General features: G+C 41.5%; 21 protein-coding genes and 2 pseudogenes. 6 read left to right on the top strand and 17 right to left on the bottom strand.

The annotated features are described in order from the left end of the window. Nucleotides 1–293: 293 nt before the first annotated feature. The 6 genes and pseudogenes from ACSBQN_RS04715 to ACSBQN_RS04690 all read right to left on the bottom strand — a co-directional run. Nucleotides 294–566 (bottom strand): helix-turn-helix domain-containing protein, encoded by a 273-nt coding sequence (locus ACSBQN_RS04715; protein WP_024473808.1) that lies wholly within the window; start codon nucleotides 564–566, stop codon nucleotides 294–296. 192 nt (nucleotides 567–758) lie between these two features. Beyond that, entirely contained in the window at nucleotides 759–1,094 is a 336-nt protein-coding gene (gene lysC, locus ACSBQN_RS04710; protein ID WP_419789163.1) for an Rz1-like lysis system protein LysC, read from the bottom strand. Further along, the gene (locus ACSBQN_RS04705) at nucleotides 1,012–1,389 is read right to left on the bottom strand and encodes a hypothetical protein (protein WP_024473810.1); all 378 of its coding nucleotides are present in this window, start codon (nucleotides 1,387–1,389) and stop codon (nucleotides 1,012–1,014) included. The genes lysC and ACSBQN_RS04705 overlap by 83 nt, the downstream gene beginning before the upstream one ends. A gap of 136 nt (nucleotides 1,390–1,525) precedes the next feature. Then, entirely contained in the window at nucleotides 1,526–2,002 is a 477-nt protein-coding gene (locus ACSBQN_RS04700) for a glycoside hydrolase family protein (protein ID WP_024473811.1), read from the bottom strand. Continuing rightward, entirely contained in the window at nucleotides 1,995–2,186 is a 192-nt protein-coding gene (locus ACSBQN_RS04695; protein ID WP_004238694.1) for a phage holin family protein, read from the bottom strand. Before ACSBQN_RS04695 ends, ACSBQN_RS04700 begins: the two co-directional genes overlap by 8 nt. Nucleotides 2,187–2,340: 154 nt before the next feature. Next, nucleotides 2,341–2,670 (bottom strand): annotated as a pseudogene (locus tag ACSBQN_RS04690) (recombination protein NinG); the annotation flags it as partial. Nucleotides 2,671–2,779: 109 nt separating this feature from the next. Between ACSBQN_RS04690 and ACSBQN_RS04685 the strand changes: the two are divergent. After that, nucleotides 2,780–3,223 carry a universal stress protein gene (locus ACSBQN_RS04685; RefSeq protein WP_024473812.1) on the top strand — a complete coding sequence of 148 codons (444 nt, stop codon included), beginning with the start codon at nucleotides 2,780–2,782 and terminating at the stop codon, nucleotides 3,221–3,223. 27 nt (nucleotides 3,224–3,250) lie between these two features. On the opposite strand, the gene ACSBQN_RS04680 is transcribed toward ACSBQN_RS04685, so the two are convergent. After that, nucleotides 3,251–3,655, bottom strand: a complete 405-nt coding sequence (locus tag ACSBQN_RS04680) for a hypothetical protein (protein WP_024473813.1) — start codon at nucleotides 3,653–3,655, stop codon at nucleotides 3,251–3,253. 205 nt (nucleotides 3,656–3,860) lie between these two features. Beyond that, entirely contained in the window at nucleotides 3,861–4,031 is a 171-nt protein-coding gene (locus ACSBQN_RS04675) for a recombination protein NinB (protein ID WP_080740581.1), read from the bottom strand. Between the two features lie 172 nt (nucleotides 4,032–4,203). Here ACSBQN_RS04675 and ACSBQN_RS04670 point away from each other — a divergent pair. Together ACSBQN_RS04670 and ACSBQN_RS04665 are read left to right on the top strand one after the other, a co-directional pair. Continuing rightward, a pseudogene (locus ACSBQN_RS04670) lies at nucleotides 4,204–4,482 on the top strand (ERF family protein); the annotation flags it as partial. 60 nt (nucleotides 4,483–4,542) lie between these two features. Further along, on the top strand, nucleotides 4,543–4,977 hold the full coding sequence (locus ACSBQN_RS04665) for a single-stranded DNA-binding protein (protein WP_434991628.1): 435 nt from the start codon (nucleotides 4,543–4,545) through the stop codon (nucleotides 4,975–4,977). Nucleotides 4,978–5,264: 287 nt separating this feature from the next. Here ACSBQN_RS04665 and umuC read toward each other — a convergent pair whose 3' ends face one another. Together umuC and umuD are read right to left on the bottom strand one after the other, a co-directional pair. Next, nucleotides 5,265–6,527, bottom strand: a complete 1,263-nt coding sequence (gene umuC, locus ACSBQN_RS04660) for a translesion error-prone DNA polymerase V subunit UmuC (protein ID WP_214232531.1) — start codon at nucleotides 6,525–6,527, stop codon at nucleotides 5,265–5,267. Then, nucleotides 6,527–6,943: a translesion error-prone DNA polymerase V autoproteolytic subunit gene (gene umuD / locus ACSBQN_RS04655; RefSeq protein WP_214232532.1), complete on the bottom strand. Its 417-nt coding sequence runs from the start codon at nucleotides 6,941–6,943 to the stop codon at nucleotides 6,527–6,529. The genes umuC and umuD overlap by 1 nt, the downstream gene beginning before the upstream one ends. 664 nt (nucleotides 6,944–7,607) lie before the next feature. Here umuD and ACSBQN_RS04650 point away from each other — a divergent pair. After that, nucleotides 7,608–8,603 carry a DUF4365 domain-containing protein gene (locus tag ACSBQN_RS04650; RefSeq protein WP_434991627.1) on the top strand — a complete coding sequence of 332 codons (996 nt, stop codon included), beginning with the start codon at nucleotides 7,608–7,610 and terminating at the stop codon, nucleotides 8,601–8,603. A gap of 394 nt (nucleotides 8,604–8,997) precedes the next feature. On the opposite strand, the gene ACSBQN_RS04645 is transcribed toward ACSBQN_RS04650, so the two are convergent. The 3 genes from ACSBQN_RS04645 to ACSBQN_RS04635 form a co-directional block, all read right to left on the bottom strand. Continuing rightward, nucleotides 8,998–9,771 (bottom strand): hypothetical protein, encoded by a 774-nt coding sequence (locus tag ACSBQN_RS04645; protein WP_434991626.1) that lies wholly within the window; start codon nucleotides 9,769–9,771, stop codon nucleotides 8,998–9,000. A gap of 303 nt (nucleotides 9,772–10,074) precedes the next feature. Further along, nucleotides 10,075–10,872: a hypothetical protein gene (locus ACSBQN_RS04640; RefSeq protein ID WP_434991625.1), complete on the bottom strand. Its 798-nt coding sequence runs from the start codon at nucleotides 10,870–10,872 to the stop codon at nucleotides 10,075–10,077. 26 nt (nucleotides 10,873–10,898) lie between these two features. After that, entirely contained in the window at nucleotides 10,899–11,387 is a 489-nt protein-coding gene (locus ACSBQN_RS04635) for a hypothetical protein (RefSeq protein WP_434991624.1), read from the bottom strand. 488 nt (nucleotides 11,388–11,875) lie between these two features. Between ACSBQN_RS04635 and ACSBQN_RS04630 the strand changes: the two genes are divergently transcribed. Both ACSBQN_RS04630 and ACSBQN_RS04625 read left to right on the top strand, forming a co-directional pair. Next, nucleotides 11,876–12,727 (top strand): aldo/keto reductase, encoded by an 852-nt coding sequence (locus ACSBQN_RS04630; protein ID WP_214232534.1) that lies wholly within the window; start codon nucleotides 11,876–11,878, stop codon nucleotides 12,725–12,727. Nucleotides 12,728–12,765: 38 nt separating this feature from the next. Continuing rightward, on the top strand, nucleotides 12,766–13,755 hold the full coding sequence (locus tag ACSBQN_RS04625; protein ID WP_434991623.1) for an aldo/keto reductase: 990 nt from the start codon (nucleotides 12,766–12,768) through the stop codon (nucleotides 13,753–13,755). Nucleotides 13,756–13,808: 53 nt separating this feature from the next. Here the strand turns inward: ACSBQN_RS04625 and ACSBQN_RS04620 are convergent, their stop codons facing one another. The 4 genes from ACSBQN_RS04620 to ACSBQN_RS04605 all read right to left on the bottom strand — a co-directional run bounded on the left by ACSBQN_RS04620 (nucleotide 13,809) and on the right by ACSBQN_RS04605 (nucleotide 17,388). Then, nucleotides 13,809–14,705 carry a LysR family transcriptional regulator gene (locus ACSBQN_RS04620; protein WP_214232536.1) on the bottom strand — a complete coding sequence of 299 codons (897 nt, stop codon included), beginning with the start codon at nucleotides 14,703–14,705 and terminating at the stop codon, nucleotides 13,809–13,811. Nucleotides 14,706–15,384: 679 nt separating this feature from the next. Beyond that, nucleotides 15,385–15,558 (bottom strand): hypothetical protein, encoded by a 174-nt coding sequence (locus ACSBQN_RS04615; protein WP_434991622.1) that lies wholly within the window; start codon nucleotides 15,556–15,558, stop codon nucleotides 15,385–15,387. Between the two features lie 126 nt (nucleotides 15,559–15,684). Next, entirely contained in the window at nucleotides 15,685–16,992 is a 1,308-nt protein-coding gene (gene gltP, locus ACSBQN_RS04610) for a glutamate/aspartate:proton symporter GltP (protein WP_434991621.1), read from the bottom strand. Between the two features lie 222 nt (nucleotides 16,993–17,214). Beyond that, the gene (locus ACSBQN_RS04605) at nucleotides 17,215–17,388 is read right to left on the bottom strand and encodes a hypothetical protein (RefSeq protein ID WP_214232540.1); all 174 of its coding nucleotides are present in this window, start codon (nucleotides 17,386–17,388) and stop codon (nucleotides 17,215–17,217) included. Between the last annotated feature and the right edge of the window lie 179 nt (nucleotides 17,389–17,567).

The raw sequence follows: 17,567 nt of genomic DNA, 5'->3' as shown, positions 1-17,567 counted from the left end.
TTACTGTCATCTCAATATCGGTGATACATCAGAGGAACAGCAGGAAATTTCCGGCAGATAAAACAATGCCTTTCCCGCCTGATATTACAGCGTCAACCATGGCACTGCGATATACCCTGTTTTTATGCAGTTATATTTTCGTACAGACTGAAACACCGGGTAATATCTTTATACAAACTAAAACCAGCTCACAATATTAAGCTGGCTTTATGGTGTATTCCCATGCTTCAATAAAAATAATATTCATTATTTTTTAGTAATGAATATCATTTATGATTATATTTTTGGTATAATTAGATTGCTAAAGGCTCCATATATACAAAGGAGCTTTTTACTGATTCTGTATAATCATTCTGAGTTTCAGGAAACAGATATTCATAAGACACATGAAATATATTTATTATCTTAAATACAACACTGACATCTATTTTATTAACACCCCGTTCATACCTTGACAACTGTTGCTGTGACACTCCCAGCATTCTGGCTAACATCTTTGTAGTCAAGCCATTACGGTGTCTTAAATCGCGGATGTTCTGGCCTACAATAAAATTAATATCTTTCATTCTGAACCTCCTAATAAACATATATTAAGAGTAAAGCATAATATGCTGACTGACAAACCAAGTCATCAACAAAAAATAGACTATTCAGAATGATTACCCAACAAAGAAAGATATCTCGTGCAAAAAAACCAAAACTATAATTTAATGACTATCAAAAAGATTAATTAACCTCATTAACCATAATTATAAACCTCACACCAAGTAATTATACTTGTTTATGTTTCGTTTAACTTTTAGCAGGTATATTCGATTGCAGGAGTCGTAAGTATCCCTTCTATTAATCATTTGCCCGGCAATAGCCGGGCTATTTTTTATCCTCCCCGCTTCAATCTCCCGTATTGCCAGCTTATCGTGATTACAGTTAGCAATATATTTCATAGCATCAGCCAGCAGCTCAACTGCACCACCGAACGTCAGATCATCCGGTATATCTGCCTGCTCACAATCAGCGGTCAGTTGTGGCGGAATCGGTATCACCGGTGCGGGTATTAATTCCGGTCGCGTATCTGCGCAACTCACTGACAGCATCAGCGGGAACAGGAGTAACAGCGCATTCACTGCCCTTAAATACTGTTTTGATAACTGTCTTAACTTTGACATGCTCTGTACCCTCAGTCTGTTTAGCTTTGATGTTGTCGAGTGATATGCGGTGATTGGTGGCTATGGCTGAAAGTGTGGTGGTGTTTATCACCTGCCGGGCTGACAGTTGTCCTGACAACCTTGTGTTATTCACCTTCAGTTGCTGGTTATCCCGGTAAATGTCATATACCCACCAGACAGCAGCAATAAACAGCGCGGCAATTACCGCTTCTTTCCGGTTCATAGCGCTTCACACTTATAATGGATCACACCGTCCAGCGGGTTACCCGGCAGAGGCTTACAGTAATTCGGGAGTGAATACAGATAACAACCCGCCAACAGAGCAGTAGTCAGCAGGATGATAGCAATGATGGTCAACGTTAAGGGATTCCGTGGCATACCGCTTTCTCCGTCTCGCGCCGGTTAATCAGACCCTGCCACCGCTTACCACCGGAAAATGTCCAGCGCTTCATTTCGTCACACGCACCGGCGATATCACCGGCGTTGAGTTTACGCAGCATAGTGGAGCGCGAGAACGCGCCGGGACCGACGTTGTAGACAAATGAATAGATGGCCGCCCGGGTATTGTCATCAATCGGCACTTTAATCATAGGATCAACCGCGCGCCGGACTTTCGTCAGGTCGTCATGCAATAGGGCCTTGCATTCAGCTTCCGTGTACAGCTTGCCGGGCTGAATATCACTGCCGGTATGGCCATAACATACGGTGAGCACTCCGGCCACATCACGATAAGGCGTATACTCAACACCTTCATATGCGGGGATCAGTACCAGCGCACCGGCAATTGCCCCGGCAGTACAAGCAGCCATTACCTTTTTAACCAATCGCTTATTCATGATGTTCTCCGGCTTTCAGCTGGAATTCCTTCCGTTTGTAATACCAGTTAACCAGGAACGTACCGACGGTACAGATGATCCCGGCAACAATAGCCCACTGATCCAGAGATAAAATGCCAAAGGCAGAGGTTATAAGCCCCCAGGCATATGCTGTAGGGCTGGAATATTTGTCAGACATGCGCATATCCCCCCTGCGGAGTGTTCCGTATGTTGAGTGATAGGAAAATGCCGCAACCGGGTTATATGTTTTAAACAGGTTAAAGTGAGGTGGCTGCGGCATTATTCGGAATCCCACCAGCGGCGGGAAAGCAATAAGAAGAGCACTGTGACCAAATACGATATTGACCTGTGTGGTGACGGCTGCAGCTGATGCACGGAAGGTCTTTATCCCGTTCACGGATGTATGCGTTGAATGCGGTCTGTGCTTGCTGCCGGAAATATGAGAGGGGTTTTACTGCTAATTTGCGGATTTTGAGTTTGTCTTTTTCTTCACGTTTTTTCTGCTGCTGCTCCTTTTTTAGTTTGGCCTCGGCCTTTTTCCTCTCCCTGCTTCGTCGCTTTATTGCCAGCTCAGCACCATGCTCCGGACAGCACCACCATTCGTTACTGAATTTCGGGTGAAACCATGCCCGGCATATCAGGCACTTTCGCCTTGGCCACTTCACCATACTCCTCCTTCAGTTCGATAAATATATGATTGCAAAAAACTTCGATTAACGGCGATAAAGTGTTCTACTATTAATGATGAGATGTTAATTCTTCATAAAGGAGTTGGTTATGCATAAAGTTATTCTTGTACCTATAGACCTAAATCATAACTATTTGACCGACAAGGTCATTTCTGAAATCAATGAATTCTCAGTAAATAAAAATACACACTTTTATTTCTTGACTGTCATTTCCCCCGCCGAAAAATATAATGAGTATGGTGTTGGATACCCGATGATCACTGAAGATACAAAATTCGAAGATGAAACATCTAAGACCATTGAAAAAGAACTAAAAGAAGTTGTAAGTAAATTCGGTATCCCCGATAACCAGGTATCCCTGCTCGTTAAGATTGGTAGTGCTGCCGACATCATAATCGACGTATCTCAACAGATTAAAGCTGACCTTATTATTATTGGCTCCCGCAATCCAAGCTTTAAAACACATATCCTTGGTTCAACTGCTTCATCATTAGCACATTACGCAAAAACATCCGTATTTATAGTAAGATAACGCATGTTACGCTGCGGGAAACTGTCTTTATAAACAGCGCACTTCCCGCAGCATTGCGTCCATCCTGGTTATAATCGACTGTCCGAAACCCGGCTCAATGTATGCTTTGCTGACCACCTTTCCGCAAAATTCGATTCGCTTTCTCTCACTCTGCTCACCACCCGGCATTAGCTCACCACGGAAATCACAAATGTAGCGATACAGCCTGGTGACAGCATCCGGCGATATAGCAAATAACGGACTCACATGGCGGTTATGCCTCGTTGTACCAACCTTTCGCAAACATCCGATATACAGCATTTTGTTGGTAAACCACTTAATGAACTCTGTCGAGTTTCCTGTGCGCAGCCCAGCCTCGTGATTGGTGAACGAATCCAGATCGCGACATGCCCTGATTATGTCAACGCATACTTTGAATTGTTCGTCATTCATCGCCACATCCTGTTAATCATTGCCTGTGGTGTTGGTTTCAGATATCTGACTACCGGCAGATACACGGTGACGTCGAAATACTGAGGATTGATATTCAGTGACTTCACCGGGTTATATCCCTTACGCCTGTAGTAAATGCAGAGATTATCGGCTTCGTCATTGGTGAGAAGTCGGTGTATGTGCGGTTCTTTCATACGTCCTGCTCCTATTCCTGATGTCCGTAATGATTAAACCTGTATCGTGCGGCGCGGGGTTTTATACCTTCACCTATAGCCCACGCCTGCGAATATTCGATTAAGCTTGTCATGCGCTTCTTACTCATGTTTGCGGTACTTTCTCTTGCCAGCGGTACAATCTCTCCCTCAAGTCCCGGAATAAGCGTCCCGTCACCTACCTGAAAACATCAAAGCAGCACGGAATGCAACTGAAGCTAAGGTGTGGAGAGAATGGAAAACTAAACATGGAAAAACTACCGGTGTAGATGGTGTCGATTATTACGGCGGCGGGCGTACGGAATCACGCCCCGGCCAGAGATTGGGAGATTAATCATGTCTGAAGTCTATAAGGCAATAAGTGCCGTAGCCAAGGAATTGGCTGAGACAGGCATCAAAAAAGGGAGCCGGAATTCACAACAGGGGTTTATGTTCAGGGGTATCGACGCTGTATACAACGCACTTGCCCCAGCGCTGGTTAAGCATGGCCTGATTATCCTTCCTCGCATTATGGAGCGTTCTGTCACGGAGCGACAGACACAAAAAGGCGGTACCTTATTTTATGTCGTGGTGAAGGCTGAGTTTGATTTCATTGCCACGGAAGACGGCAGCAAACAGGATGAATGTAAGCGCCTCACCGGCATCAGGATCAACGAACTTAAGCAGGCGGCATAAATGGCAATTAACGTGATTACTGTCAGCAGCAATCCCGGAAAGGATTGTGAGCAACGATGGACTCCGGCAGGGAAAGCCGTTGCATCGTTCAGTCTGCCGGTTAGGCAGGGATATGGCGAGCACGAAAAGACATCGTGGGTTATCTGCAAAATGTTCGGCGCGAAAGCTGAGAAATTGCCAGAGCACCTGAAAAAAGGAACGAAGGTGACGGTTATTGGCGAGTTTGTCATGGAGGAATGGACTGATCAGAATGGCAGTAAACGGTCTGCACCAGTGATTATCGTGAATCAACTGGATTTCGGCGGCAATCAGGCAGGAGGCCAGAAGCCGCAGACGCAGACGCAGACGCAGACGCAGCAAATCGATGCTGTTTTTGGTGAGGATGTCCCAAATATGTCCCACCCGACCCTGAGTGTGGTTGGTGAGCACAAATGAAAAACCCGCTAACTGGTTGAGAGTTAACGGGTTTAATATGGTGCCGGCTACCGGAGTCGAACTGGTGACCTACTGATTACAAGTCAGTAGTTTTGTTTTTTAATCAATTAGATACCGCATTAAATCACGCTTTCACGTCCCAACAATTAAAAAGATTGAAAAGGTATAAAGCACATCTAAAACTATTCATGTCCCAAATATGTCCCACCACTCCTACCCATAGCGATACACTCATCATTTAAACAAACTGCATATTTGCAACAACTCTTTATCTCACTGGTGCCACATTAACTTTTCACCACCGGTAACTGACTAAAATTTGTTGTGTATGCCGGTGACAACATTTCGCGCTTCATCTTGTACCCGCTGTCACTGCCTTTACCGGCAAACCACACACGGCCCAGCCCACTGTTGTTTATTGTGTCCATAGTCTTCATCAGCTCGTCGCTGTTTTTGAATGGCTGCCGGATGGCGAACATATCGAACTGGGTGACGGTTGAATCAGTGAAGTCTGACAAGATGATGCCAGCCTTATAATACCGGTACCCGTCACACCAGATACTATCCAGTGCTCTCATGGCGGCATTGATGATGTCCCGCGTGTCGCAGCTGGGATACTCGAGTGAAATGTTTGCACTGTTCGCATAGTCCAGCCCGTTAGCGTGTCTGCTGGTCTGTACAAACAGTCCGATCATCCGGCAGCGCTGTTTTTCTTCCCGGAGTTTTTCCGCTGACCGTTCGGCATATTCACACACTGCCTTTCTCATGGTAACAATGTCCGTCACTTTGGTACCGAATGATCGGGAGCAGAGGATCTGCTGTTTCACCTTTCTGACTTCTTCCAGCTTGATGCAGGGTTCTCCGTTCAGTTCCCGCAGCGTACGCTCAGTAATAACACCGAAAGTTTTACGGATAGTTGCCGGTGCGGCGTTCGCCAAATCTAATGCCGTGCGAATCCCCATGGTGTTCAGTCTGGCCGATATTCGCCGACCGATACCCCACACTTCGCTGACCGGTATCAGTGCCAGTAATTTACGCTGGCGCAGCCGATCAGAAAGGTCGACCACTCCGCCGGTTTTTTTCCATGTTTTTGCTGCATGGTTGGCAAGTTTTGCGAGTGTCTTTGTCGGTGCAATACCAACGCCGACCGGAAGGTGTGTTTTCTGCAGAATGGCAGCCTGTATCTCACGTCCGTAATCTTCCGGGCTGAATATCCTGGTCATGCCGGTAAAATCGAGAAAAGCTTCGTCTATAGAATAGATTTCTGTGGCGGGTGCGAAGGATGAGAGCAATGTCATCACACGGCTGCTCATATCACCGTACAACGCATAATTTGAGCTGAATACTGTCACATTGTTTTTATGACAAAAATCGCGACACTCATAATACAGCGCCCCCATTTTGATACCGAGGGTTTTCGCCTCTGCTGACCTGGCGATCACGCAGCCATCATTATTGCTCAGGACGATAACCGGCTTACCTGTCAGATCGGGCCGGAACACTCTTTCACAGCTGGTATAAAAGCTGTTTACATCCACCAGCGCAAACATCACTGCGCTCGGTGGATGATGTAGGTGACCACACCGAAAATCTGTAAATCCTGCTCACTACTGATTACGATAGGCTGATAATCCGGATTCATCGGGATCAGCATAGGCACCGGTGACAGTTGTAATTTTTTGACAGTAAACTCTCCGTCAAAACTGGCAATCACAATATCCCCCTCCGCCGCAGTTACCGCGCTGTCCACGATAACCACATCACCGTTAAAGATATTCGCATCTATCATCGAACTACCTTCAACCCTGAGTAAATAGGTACTTTCCGGGTGTCGGATCAGTTCACTGTTCAGGTTTATGCGCTCCTCGATATAGTCCGCCGCCGGTGACGGGAACCCAGCGGGGACATGTTCCAGGAACAGAGGCAATGTCAGAATTGTATCATCGTTGATCTTGACAAGTTTCATACTCAGAACCGATTAACTGTATATATATACAGCTAATGATAGAGAAATTTGGCTGTCTCATCAATCTGATTTTTACTAATCTTATGCGTCACATGCATTACTCATTGAAATCAAAGCCGACAGTCCGCTATGAGCGAGGAGCGGACGTTTATCCGCAGTCTATAGCTAGCCGGTAGAAAAATATTGGAAGGAATTTTTGAGCATGTTTGCACAATAACCTTAGCACTTGGTGAAGAGGGGGTCGTGATGTGATATTGATATGATTTTCGACACGTAACATCATAGAATTTTAATCATGGAAAGTTAGTTCATAGATCTTCATATACTTCTACACGAATTTGAATGCCCAGCGGAAGGAATACTTCCTTGATGCGATTAAAGCTTACAAAGCAAACGCGTTACAGAGGGCTCTAACTTCCTCTTGGGTTGCCCTCGTCTATGCTCTGATAGCCAAACATCGAGAACTTAGCTCCATGGGAGATGCGGCAGCAATTGAATTTTTCAATACTTGGGATATTTTGAATACGCAATTGCCTACATTCAGGTGGTCAATCGTACAGTTCGATCTCATTTAGAATGAAATATATCGAGGATCGAACTAATATAGCCTGTCAAGAGGTTATGTACATAAATAGATGTTATTAACGTTTTTACAAGAGGGAATATGAATAAAAAAATAGATACAAACCATCAAGGCCAGATTGGAGTTGCTTGGGTTCAATGGATTGTTGAAGGATTATGGGGGGCTGGTTTAGAAGTGCTGTCGGCGCATAATGATGATGGTATCGATGTTATTCTTCTTCTAAAATTCAGAAAATACAAACAAACAGCCAATTCAACAGGCGATATTATTTTCGCCCAAATTAAAACAGGTTATGTTTCTCAGGTACCAAGTAAAGATTATAATTTAAATTTAGGTAAGAAGCATATTGAATTACATATGAATCGTTGGCGTGCCTATCCGGGACCAGTTATAATGATAAACGTTATTCCCCCTAGGCTTACTAAGGGGGATCCGGTAGCGTACTGGACGAATTTACGTTCAGAAAAAAATAAATTGTCTGATGGTTCAATATACTTTGAAATTAAGGATAAGTTTGATGCTACTGCTAAAGTTAATATATATAATTTATGCTGGCAATGGGCTAGATTAAGGAGTTTGCCTCGCTTGGCAGCAAATATGCCTACATCACTTGTAATAGATGAAACTGCATTCGCTAAAATAACTCCTTATGCAGAAAGTCTGTATTTAATAGCAAAGCAGTATTATAAAAATTTAATGAAAGAATCTAAATCGTCTACCAATCCTTTTCAGGTTGTTTTTACCCGTAGAGGATGGGAGCACATAACAAGAAGAAGCCGCCCAGGTGAAACTAAAGTACAATCCTTAATTTTACTTCCAGTAGCTATGAGGATTTTGTTGAAAACAACTAAAAGCGAGTCAAAAAAAATAACCTTAACGGATGAAAGACGTGATGGGCAAACAAGAAAACGGTGGTATGAAAGTCGAACGTGCAATGTTACTTTCTATGCTCGAGATGCTGCGGTAGTTAGGGTAATTATTGAAAGGACACAGTTATTCTACAAGGGTAAGCTGAGGCAAGACGTTAGTGTATTTTATTCAGTGCATGAGGTTGCTCGCAGAAGATCATTTGTATGAGGCGAAGCGTTGTGTCTGACTTCAAGCATCGTACCGAAGTGCCTGTGCTTAATTCAGCACCGCTATCTTCTTTGATTACGTCTAGTGACACCAGCTCCACCCCATACAGCATATGATTGTATAATCATATGCTGTAGCTGTCTACAGCTGGTGAATAACGTTGTATGGGTTAAACGTTCTGTATGTTTTTTAGCAGCATCAAGGTGCAAACTGATGCCGAATATCAAGCAATCAAATAGCCGCTTTTCACATAAAAGTGCTTATGTGACTTCTATTTTTAGCCTACAACTGTCTCAAACAAGACCAAGGACAGCTATGAGCGAAATGCAGATATAAGGTCAAACACCGAATGTACTTAGTTTAAATACAATGAGTTATGGGCGGCCAGGATTTTCTATTTTCTCCATTCTCGTGTTCCACTAATATTGGACATAACATCTGTAAAATCGAAATTAGGATCAGAGTTTGGATTGAATTCCCCTTTTGATGGGCCGTAGGTGAAGCTAGGGCAATCACAGTATTGGTCAGTTTCACCGCAGTCCATACATTCAGAATTACAGTAGTCGATCATTCGATCAATTGCATCGTATGGTTCGTAGTCGTATATAAATGTACCATACCCCGTACTTCCAAATTTTCGTCCATTAATAAAATTATCAATATCATCTGTAGTATTAAGACCACAATCAAATATTTTAGCAATGGGTCTTAGTACAACTCGACAATAATCAAATTTATACTCGGGCATATTGAAAAAAATTTTTCCTTCATTAGCTTTCAAACTCTTAAATGAAAGATCACCATAGAGATGAATAAGGTCTTTGTACTGATTTTTTCGAAGTTCTACATGTTTAAAAGAATTATTAATAGCATCTAATAGTTCGAATTTATTATTAATATAGTTACATCCTGAGATGAAATAAATTTCATCGAAGTTTTTAATGAAGTATCTTCTGGTGATGCTGGGTTTTTTCTTTTTAAGAATATAAGTCATATAATCTATTACATGTGCCAGTATTGCATTAAAGGAATAAGCATGGTGTAATTTCATGCTATTACTATCAATAAGTTTAAAAAACTCTTCAGAGGCAGGTTTGAGTACATTATTTAAGTATGAAATAAGATAGCTGGCATCTTTATCATCTGATTTACCACTATAAAGTTCCATGATTTCCTTCTTAATTTAATTTCCCATAAATATTCGCTACATTACAGTGAGTTATTACATATCACAATGTGGTCAGAATTGCTATTTGATTTTATCATACTTGTGAGCTAAATTGTTACATAGGTTGACGGATATTCACTCTAGTATTGATGCTATTGCACTGGATTCAGATAAAACGAAAAACACTTCGAGTTTTTAAAACCTTTATTATCGGATAGCCTGCATTTGGCACAAAGAAGACGAGATAATAGAGGCCATCCGCACTAATTTTCGATCTCGTAATCCGCTACAGTTAACTACAAGTTATTTTAGCTCTGACTTTGATTTTAATGTTAGAAACTTTGTACCAAGGATTTTTTTTGTTGATGTGAGATATGGATAGCGATTCGAGTGTAGAAGGTGCATTTTGGCCTCAAGTAGATCACCTTCTTTGAATAATTCTCCCTTCTTATATGGTGTAGTTTTTAAAGATAACTTATCTTGATAACCGTCTTTGGTTTTAACTGAAACAAACCGGCAACGTTTGTCCGCAGGTACTTCGACTATGGCTACATGGTTGCCACGTATATTGCGATGAATGACTTCGCAGAATTGCCCCATATAAGGTTTTCCTCGTAGATGTTCGCATTGAGAGTAACGCATCTGGCAAATAGAGCAATCCAGCTTATCCGAAAAAAATCCTGCACTAATGAATATCTGTGGGGGGAAGATTTTATCTTCAAGCTGCTCCAAAACCATTATCCTCTGCTCGCAGTGTGCAAAAAAATCATGAGCACGGCTTGCGTCTAAACATCCCATTTGAGCAGCTATAAGTTGATCCCATGCCTCATTCGGCATATCAAGTTTTAACAAAATCCACATCATTAGCTCTGATCGTACAGAACCTATGGCGCACTCGTAACCCAAGAAGAGGTTCGCAGTATTTTCTTCACCACGATGTATCTCCTTGGACTTAATTCGTGTAGCGTTGTACAATAAATGATCTAGCGCCAAACATTGTTCTAGTTGCAACTGGCTAGATCGGGTCATATAAAGGAAACTTTCAGCTTCCTTTATACCATTATTGAAGAAATTAATTATTTGTTCGAAGGTCATTTTCATCGACTGCTCTGTAAGTGGAACGTTTATTATCTGGAACTCAGTTCCTTGACAATTTCAGCAATTTCACTTAACCCATTTGGAGATCCGCTGTAGTGGACCTCTTTGCAAGAACCGTCAGCTTGTTGGACGATGATATCAAGTAAGACTTTGCCATTCTTGCCTCCTTTGAATAAATCATAAAGATAGTTTGTGATAATTCCGAGGGTTATAGAAAGAACATTGGGTTCCTGCAATAGCAGGCCTGTTGATATAAAAAGTGTAGGTCCGAACCATTCAAAGCCGTACTGCTGCAGATACGGTGGTTGGCTATCCTCGTCGAAAATCTCGACATAGGGAATTTTTTTTGCCTTCAACAGCGTCCGTACTGTGTCAGATTCAACGTGCTGACGAAGGTCACCGATAGATTTTGCCGTTGCTAGATTGTTTGGGAGTATTGATAACCCGTTGGGAACGGAGATCCCGAAGCTGTTTAACTTATCAGAAATCGAAACGTAGTCCCGCACTTCTACACTCATTAAGTACATCCTTCTGTTATATTGTCTTAAAAATGACTTTACGGAAATTTTATGTTGACTGTTCCCGAAGGGAACCACACTTAATAATGCTTGGATTTCCATCAAAACTGTAAGTATTGTCCATCCTTGCAACGAGTTCTTTTAACGACCTAAGACTGAAAATGAATCTCCTCAGGTTAACAGATAATTCAGAATTATCTAAGGTCCCTTTAAGCGATGCTAATGGAAGTTCAGATTGTCTTGAATTATTTAAAATTAAAGCAGTATCAGTGTGACAATAATTTTTAGTTCTTCTATATTCTGTAGTTTCGTACTAATTTGAGCTATCAATACTAAACATTTGAAATGTCTACTTTTGGCACTAAACCGCCCGTCAACCCTATAAATATTAATGAACACATTTAATAAACCCTAGCTAATTATCCCATCTAATCAAATAAATCAGTTTGCATTATGATTTCCCTAAACAACAGCTGAAGGATGACGTCATGCAAACTGTAAAACTGAACAACGGTATTGAAATGCCCCTGCTGGGCTTTGGCGTGTTTCAAATGTCTGATGCCGCTGAATGCGAAAGAGCCGTTATTGATGCCGTCGATACGGGATACCGTCTGATCGATACTGCCGCCTCTTACCAGAATGAAACTCAGGTCGGAAATGCTCTGAAACAGACCGGTATCGCCCGTAACGAACTTTTTATCACAACTAAACTTTGGCTGCAGGATACCAATTATGAAGGTGCTAAAGCCCAGTTTGAGCGCTCCCTGAATCGACTGCAACTTGATTACGTTGATCTGTACCTGATTCACCAGCCTTACGGCGATGTCCATGGGGCATGGCGTGCCATGGAAGAATTGCAACAGGCAGGAAAGATTCGTGCTATTGGCGTCAGCAACTTCCATCCGGACAGACTGGCCGACCTTATCGCCTTCAACAAAGTAGCCCCTGCGGTAAATCAGATTGAAATTAACCCATTCAACCAGCAGCTACATGACGTTCCATGGAATCAAAGCCGCGGCATTCAACCGGAAGCCTGGGCACCATTTGCTGAGGGTAAGAATGGTTTGTTCCAGCATCCCTTGCTAACGGCAATTGGTCAGAAGTACGGCAAAAGTGCGGGACAAGTTGTACTGCGTTGGATCTTCCAGCGAGGCATCGTTTCACTGGCAAAATCGGTGCGAAAAGAACGTATGGAAGAAAACATCAATATTCTCAATTTTGAACTCAGTTCTGAAGATATGTTGCAGATTACCGCCCTCGACACCGCAACCAGTGCTTTCTTCTCACATCGCGATCCTGCGATGGTCGAATGGCTCGCTGGCCGCAAACTGGATGTTTAGCCATACAAACAATCTAATTAATTATCAGGATATCAATCATGAAAAAACGTTTTCTCGGTAATTCAAAACTTGAAGTTTCTGCACTTGGATTAGGTTGTATGGGGTTGAGTCACGGTTATGGTCCAGCCACAGATAAACATCAGGCCATTGAATTACTGCGTACAGCAGTAGAACGTGGGATAACTTTTTTTGATACCGCAGAAGTCTATGGGCCATTCCTGAATGAAGAGGTGGTTGGTGAAGCGTTAAAACCCTTTAGAAACAGCGTGGTTATTGCGACGAAATTTGGTTTCAACTGCAGTAATGAAAACAAACAACAGCTTTTAAATAGCCGTCCGGAACATATTCGTGAAGCCGTCGAAGGTTCATTACGTCGGCTTAAAACTGACGTTATTGATCTTCTATATCAACACCGTGTTGACCCTGATGTACCGATTGAAGATGTAGCAGGCACAATAAAAGATTTGATTGCTGAAGGTAAGGTAAAACACTTTGGCCTTTCTGAAGCCAGCGCTCAGACAATTCGCCGGGCACATGCTATTCAGCCTGTCACCGTACTGCAAAGCGAATATTCACTTTGGTGGCGCGAACCTGAAGATGAAATATTACCTGTGCTCGAAGAATTAGGTATTGGATTTGTACCCTTTAGCCCATTAGGGAAAGGATTTTTAACTGGGGCAATTAATGCGAATACCACATTTAACGATGATGATTTTCGTAGCAAGGTCCCGCGTTTCAATGCAGAAGCGTTAGAGGCGAATGCACAACTGGTTACTTTGTTAGCCGACCTCGCCAGTCAGAAAGGCGTGACTTCAGCACAAATTGCACTGGCTTGGCTATTGGCACAAAAACCGTGGATTGTTCCTATTCCGGGTACAACTAAACTGCATCGTTTAGACGAAAATTTAAATGCTGTCGATGTCATACTTACAGATAACGATTTGCAGAAAATTACCCATGCGCTGGAAACAGTAAAAATTGTTGGAGAACGCTATCCCGCTGCGTTACAAGCACTGATTAATCGATAAACTTGCTTTATAGGCTGGTATGTATTAATGCATTTGTCTCACTCTACCAGCCTCTATTTCTCACTGTAACGCAGTGCATCAATCAATAATGCAAACGCAGGAGGGTGCTGTTTTCGATTGGGATAATAAAGATAATAGCCAGAAAAAGCCGGGCACCAATCACTTAAAACCCGGATCAGCTTTCCTGATTTGACAGCCTCTTGGATGGTATCCTCGGGGACGCAGGCAATGCCAAACCCGGACAGAGCTGCATCAACTCGCTCAGATAATAAATTAAAGGTGAGTTGCCCTTCCACTCTAACACGTAACGATTTGCCTTCTTTTTCAAACTCCCAATGATACAACCCTCCTGCGGTAGGAAGACGCATATTGATACAACGATGATGCTGTAACTCATGAGGCGTTTGCGGTATGCCCTGAGAATCAAAATATCCCGGTGAACCAACAATCGCCAGCCGCATATCAGGGCCAATTCTGACGGCGACCATATCCTTATCAACGCTTTCACCCAAACGCACTCCCGCATCAAAACCGCCATCAACAATATTAACAAACCCATTATCAACTACCAGTTCGATATTAATATCCGGATATGTACGCAGAAACGGTTTGAGCTTAGGCCAAAGAAGGCTGCGTGCTGCATGCTCCCCCGTTGAAAGACGGATATTGCCAGAAGCCACGCCATTAAGCTGAATGATTGCCTCTAACTCGTGATTAAGATCAGCCAGTCGGGGTTCAAGACAAGCAATAATCTTTTCTCCTATTTCTGTAGCCGCGACACTGCGAGTTGTGCGTGTTAAGAGTCGAACATTTAAACGCTCTTCCAATGCCTTGACTGCATGACTCAGTGCAGATTGAGAAACCCCCAGTTTAGCCGCAGCTTTGGTAAAGCTTCTCTCCCTCGCAACAGCAAAAAAAATTTGTAATTCATTAAAATTATCTTTAAGCACAATGTATTCCTCTGTGTATCTTTACGTTTTGTATCCTTTTTAACAAACTAGTTCATCATAATGTATATATACATTATGTGCGAATATTGCTTTTGTGTTTATAATCTATTTTTATAGATAAATATTTAGTATCTGTTTTGTTAGTTTGTGATGTCTATAAAAAAATATATAGCCTAACGGAGTTTATTAGTTTACGTGAAGATACACTAAGGCTTACTCTGTGAACAATGCATGATGAATACTATACCTCAGATATGTCAGATTAAATCTGGACTGATACAATAAAAATTTTCGCGCCATATATCAGCCAACGCTATTTTTTATTCAGTTACTTCACCTAAAAATTTATAGGTTGTTGCTCCAATAACCCCCAAACCAAAAGCCCGATATAATTTTATTTTCACTTCCCATAAGTCGCTTTCACAGTTTTATTATAATTCATTAGTTTGTTTTTATTTTTGATGACACATATTTTTTCATAATCACTAAATTGACTGATATCAATACCACGACTGCCAAGGTAGTTTGTTTCTTTTTTAGTCTTATCACAGATAGATTGGCCATCACTTTTTTATCTGAGAAAGAGACTATGACAGATACTAACCTTCCGTTCCTAAAAATTAATGCAGTATCTTCATTCCATTTATTAATTATTTTCACTACCCAAAAAATATATTAATTATTCAGTAGTTACTTTGTATTTTTCTGCCTTAATCAGACTGATTTCCTCAGGCTTATTTTCCCAGTAAAACTCAAATGGAGTACTCTCTTTTGACAGGGTTTCAACTACTGATGCAGCAATACTTAGCACCATTAGCGCTAATAACATTAGCTTTTTCATTGTACGATTCACATAGCGGCCTCTGATATTTTTATCAAAAAACACACTGATATTGTAACAAAAAAATTCAAATAGATCTGAAAATCCGCACTGAATATTTAACAGTGCGGTTTTTATTCCTATAAATTTATTCTTCGCTCATAAGCTTGATTCATATTCCTTAGCTTTTTTAGCGTCGAACTGATGTTCCCATTTTGCAATAATCAATGCAGCTAATGCATTACCAACAACGTTTAATGCAGTTCTTGCCATATCCAATATTCGGTCAATCCCTGCTATAAACGCTAACCCCTCCAAGGGAATACCAACACTACCTAATGTAGCCAGTAAAACAACGAAAGAAACACCAGGAACACCAGCAATACCTTTTGAGGTTATCATTAGCGTAAGAACAAGTGTGATTTCCTGCCATATGGATAGATCAATGCCATATAATTGAGCTATAAATATAGCAGCAATACTCTGATATAGCGTTGACCCATCCAGATTAAATGAATATCCTATTGGAATAACAAAACTTGTTATTGATTTTGATGCGCCATATTGCTCCATTTTATCCATAATACGAGGCAAAACTGTCTCAGAACTTGCTGTTGAATATGCTAATATAAGCTCATCCTTCAGAATTCTCATTAAAGTAAATATATTAATTCCACAATATTTGGCCACACCACCAAGAATAACAACAGCAAATATTATAATAGCCGCATGCACTAAAACAACTAGTTTAATTAAAGGAATTAAGGAACTAAAGCCAAAATTAGCCACTGTTACAGAGATTAATGCAAAAACACCAATAGGTGCGTACATCATAATCATATGAGTGACTCTGAACATTGCTTCAGAAAATGTTTGTAATACTGTTAATAATGGTTCTTTCTTTTCTCTTGGTAAAGAGGATAAACCTAAACCAAAAATAACCGCAAAAAATATAACTGGCAGCATCTGTCCACCAGACATAGCAGCAAAAATATTCTCTGGCACCAATGATAATATTGTACCCATTATACCATGTGAATGACTTTCAACTTGTTGTGTTGTTTTTTCATATTGAGATATATCAACCTGACTGAGAGATGACATATCTATTCCCACTCCGGGCTGAAATACATTCGCTAGTGTAATACCAACTATTATAGCTATGGTCGTAATAAATTCAAAATATAATATTGTTTTAAAGCCAAGTTTACCTAGTTGTTTAGTGCTTCCAACTCCAGCAATGCCGACTACTAATGTAGAAATAACAATTGGCACAACAATCATTTTAATTAATTGAATAAATATCTTCCCTGCTGGCGCAAGAAAATTAACTATCAACCAATCCTTGTTATCATTGTCATGTAATATTGCTCCTATTATAACCCCTAAGATTAATGCTATTAAAATTTGCCAACCTAGCCCAAATTTAAATTTCTTTTTATTATTATCAGAATATATTGTTCCCATAACCCCTCATTGTTAAAAAATAAACGACGCATATTTATACAAAATTTCCACAAAGAAGGAAACTGTAAATACATACAGCTCAATTGATTAACATATAAGGCACATAGTTTACAACCAATGATATCTACGTAGATTTCACCCTGCCATAAATAACAATCAGAGATATTGAAGATCATGTGCCCCAAGCTTACAAAAAGTAATTTCATTAAACTACCGGCATGATTACTCTAATTCCACTCTTTGTATCTCACACTCAGCCCGCTCACATTTCATCTGTTCAACCAGTTCGCACTGTTTCACATTCCACACTGAGCCCTGCGGCATTTCCACACGCACATCGAGTCGGGTGGATTCCGGCAGATCACATAGCGCAACATCCTGACAGAATACAGTCACGGACCACGCCGGTAACCACCGGCGCAGTTTACCCTGAGCTTTCTCCGGTTCCGCTATCTGAATGATGCGGAACTGCGTTTGAAGGCCATCACAACCCCTTCCCTCAGAACCACATGTGCCCTGCCTCTATGCCTGACTCCCACTTCAATTTCTATTTTCACATTCTTTCGTCCACGAGG

The sequence above is a fragment of the Morganella sp. B601 genome (genome assembly GCF_051172335.1).
GTDB lineage: Bacteria > Pseudomonadota > Gammaproteobacteria > Enterobacterales > Enterobacteriaceae > Morganella > Morganella morganii.
The sequence above is the reverse complement of the archived record's forward strand: the minus strand, read 5'-3'. Positions and strand labels throughout refer to the sequence as shown.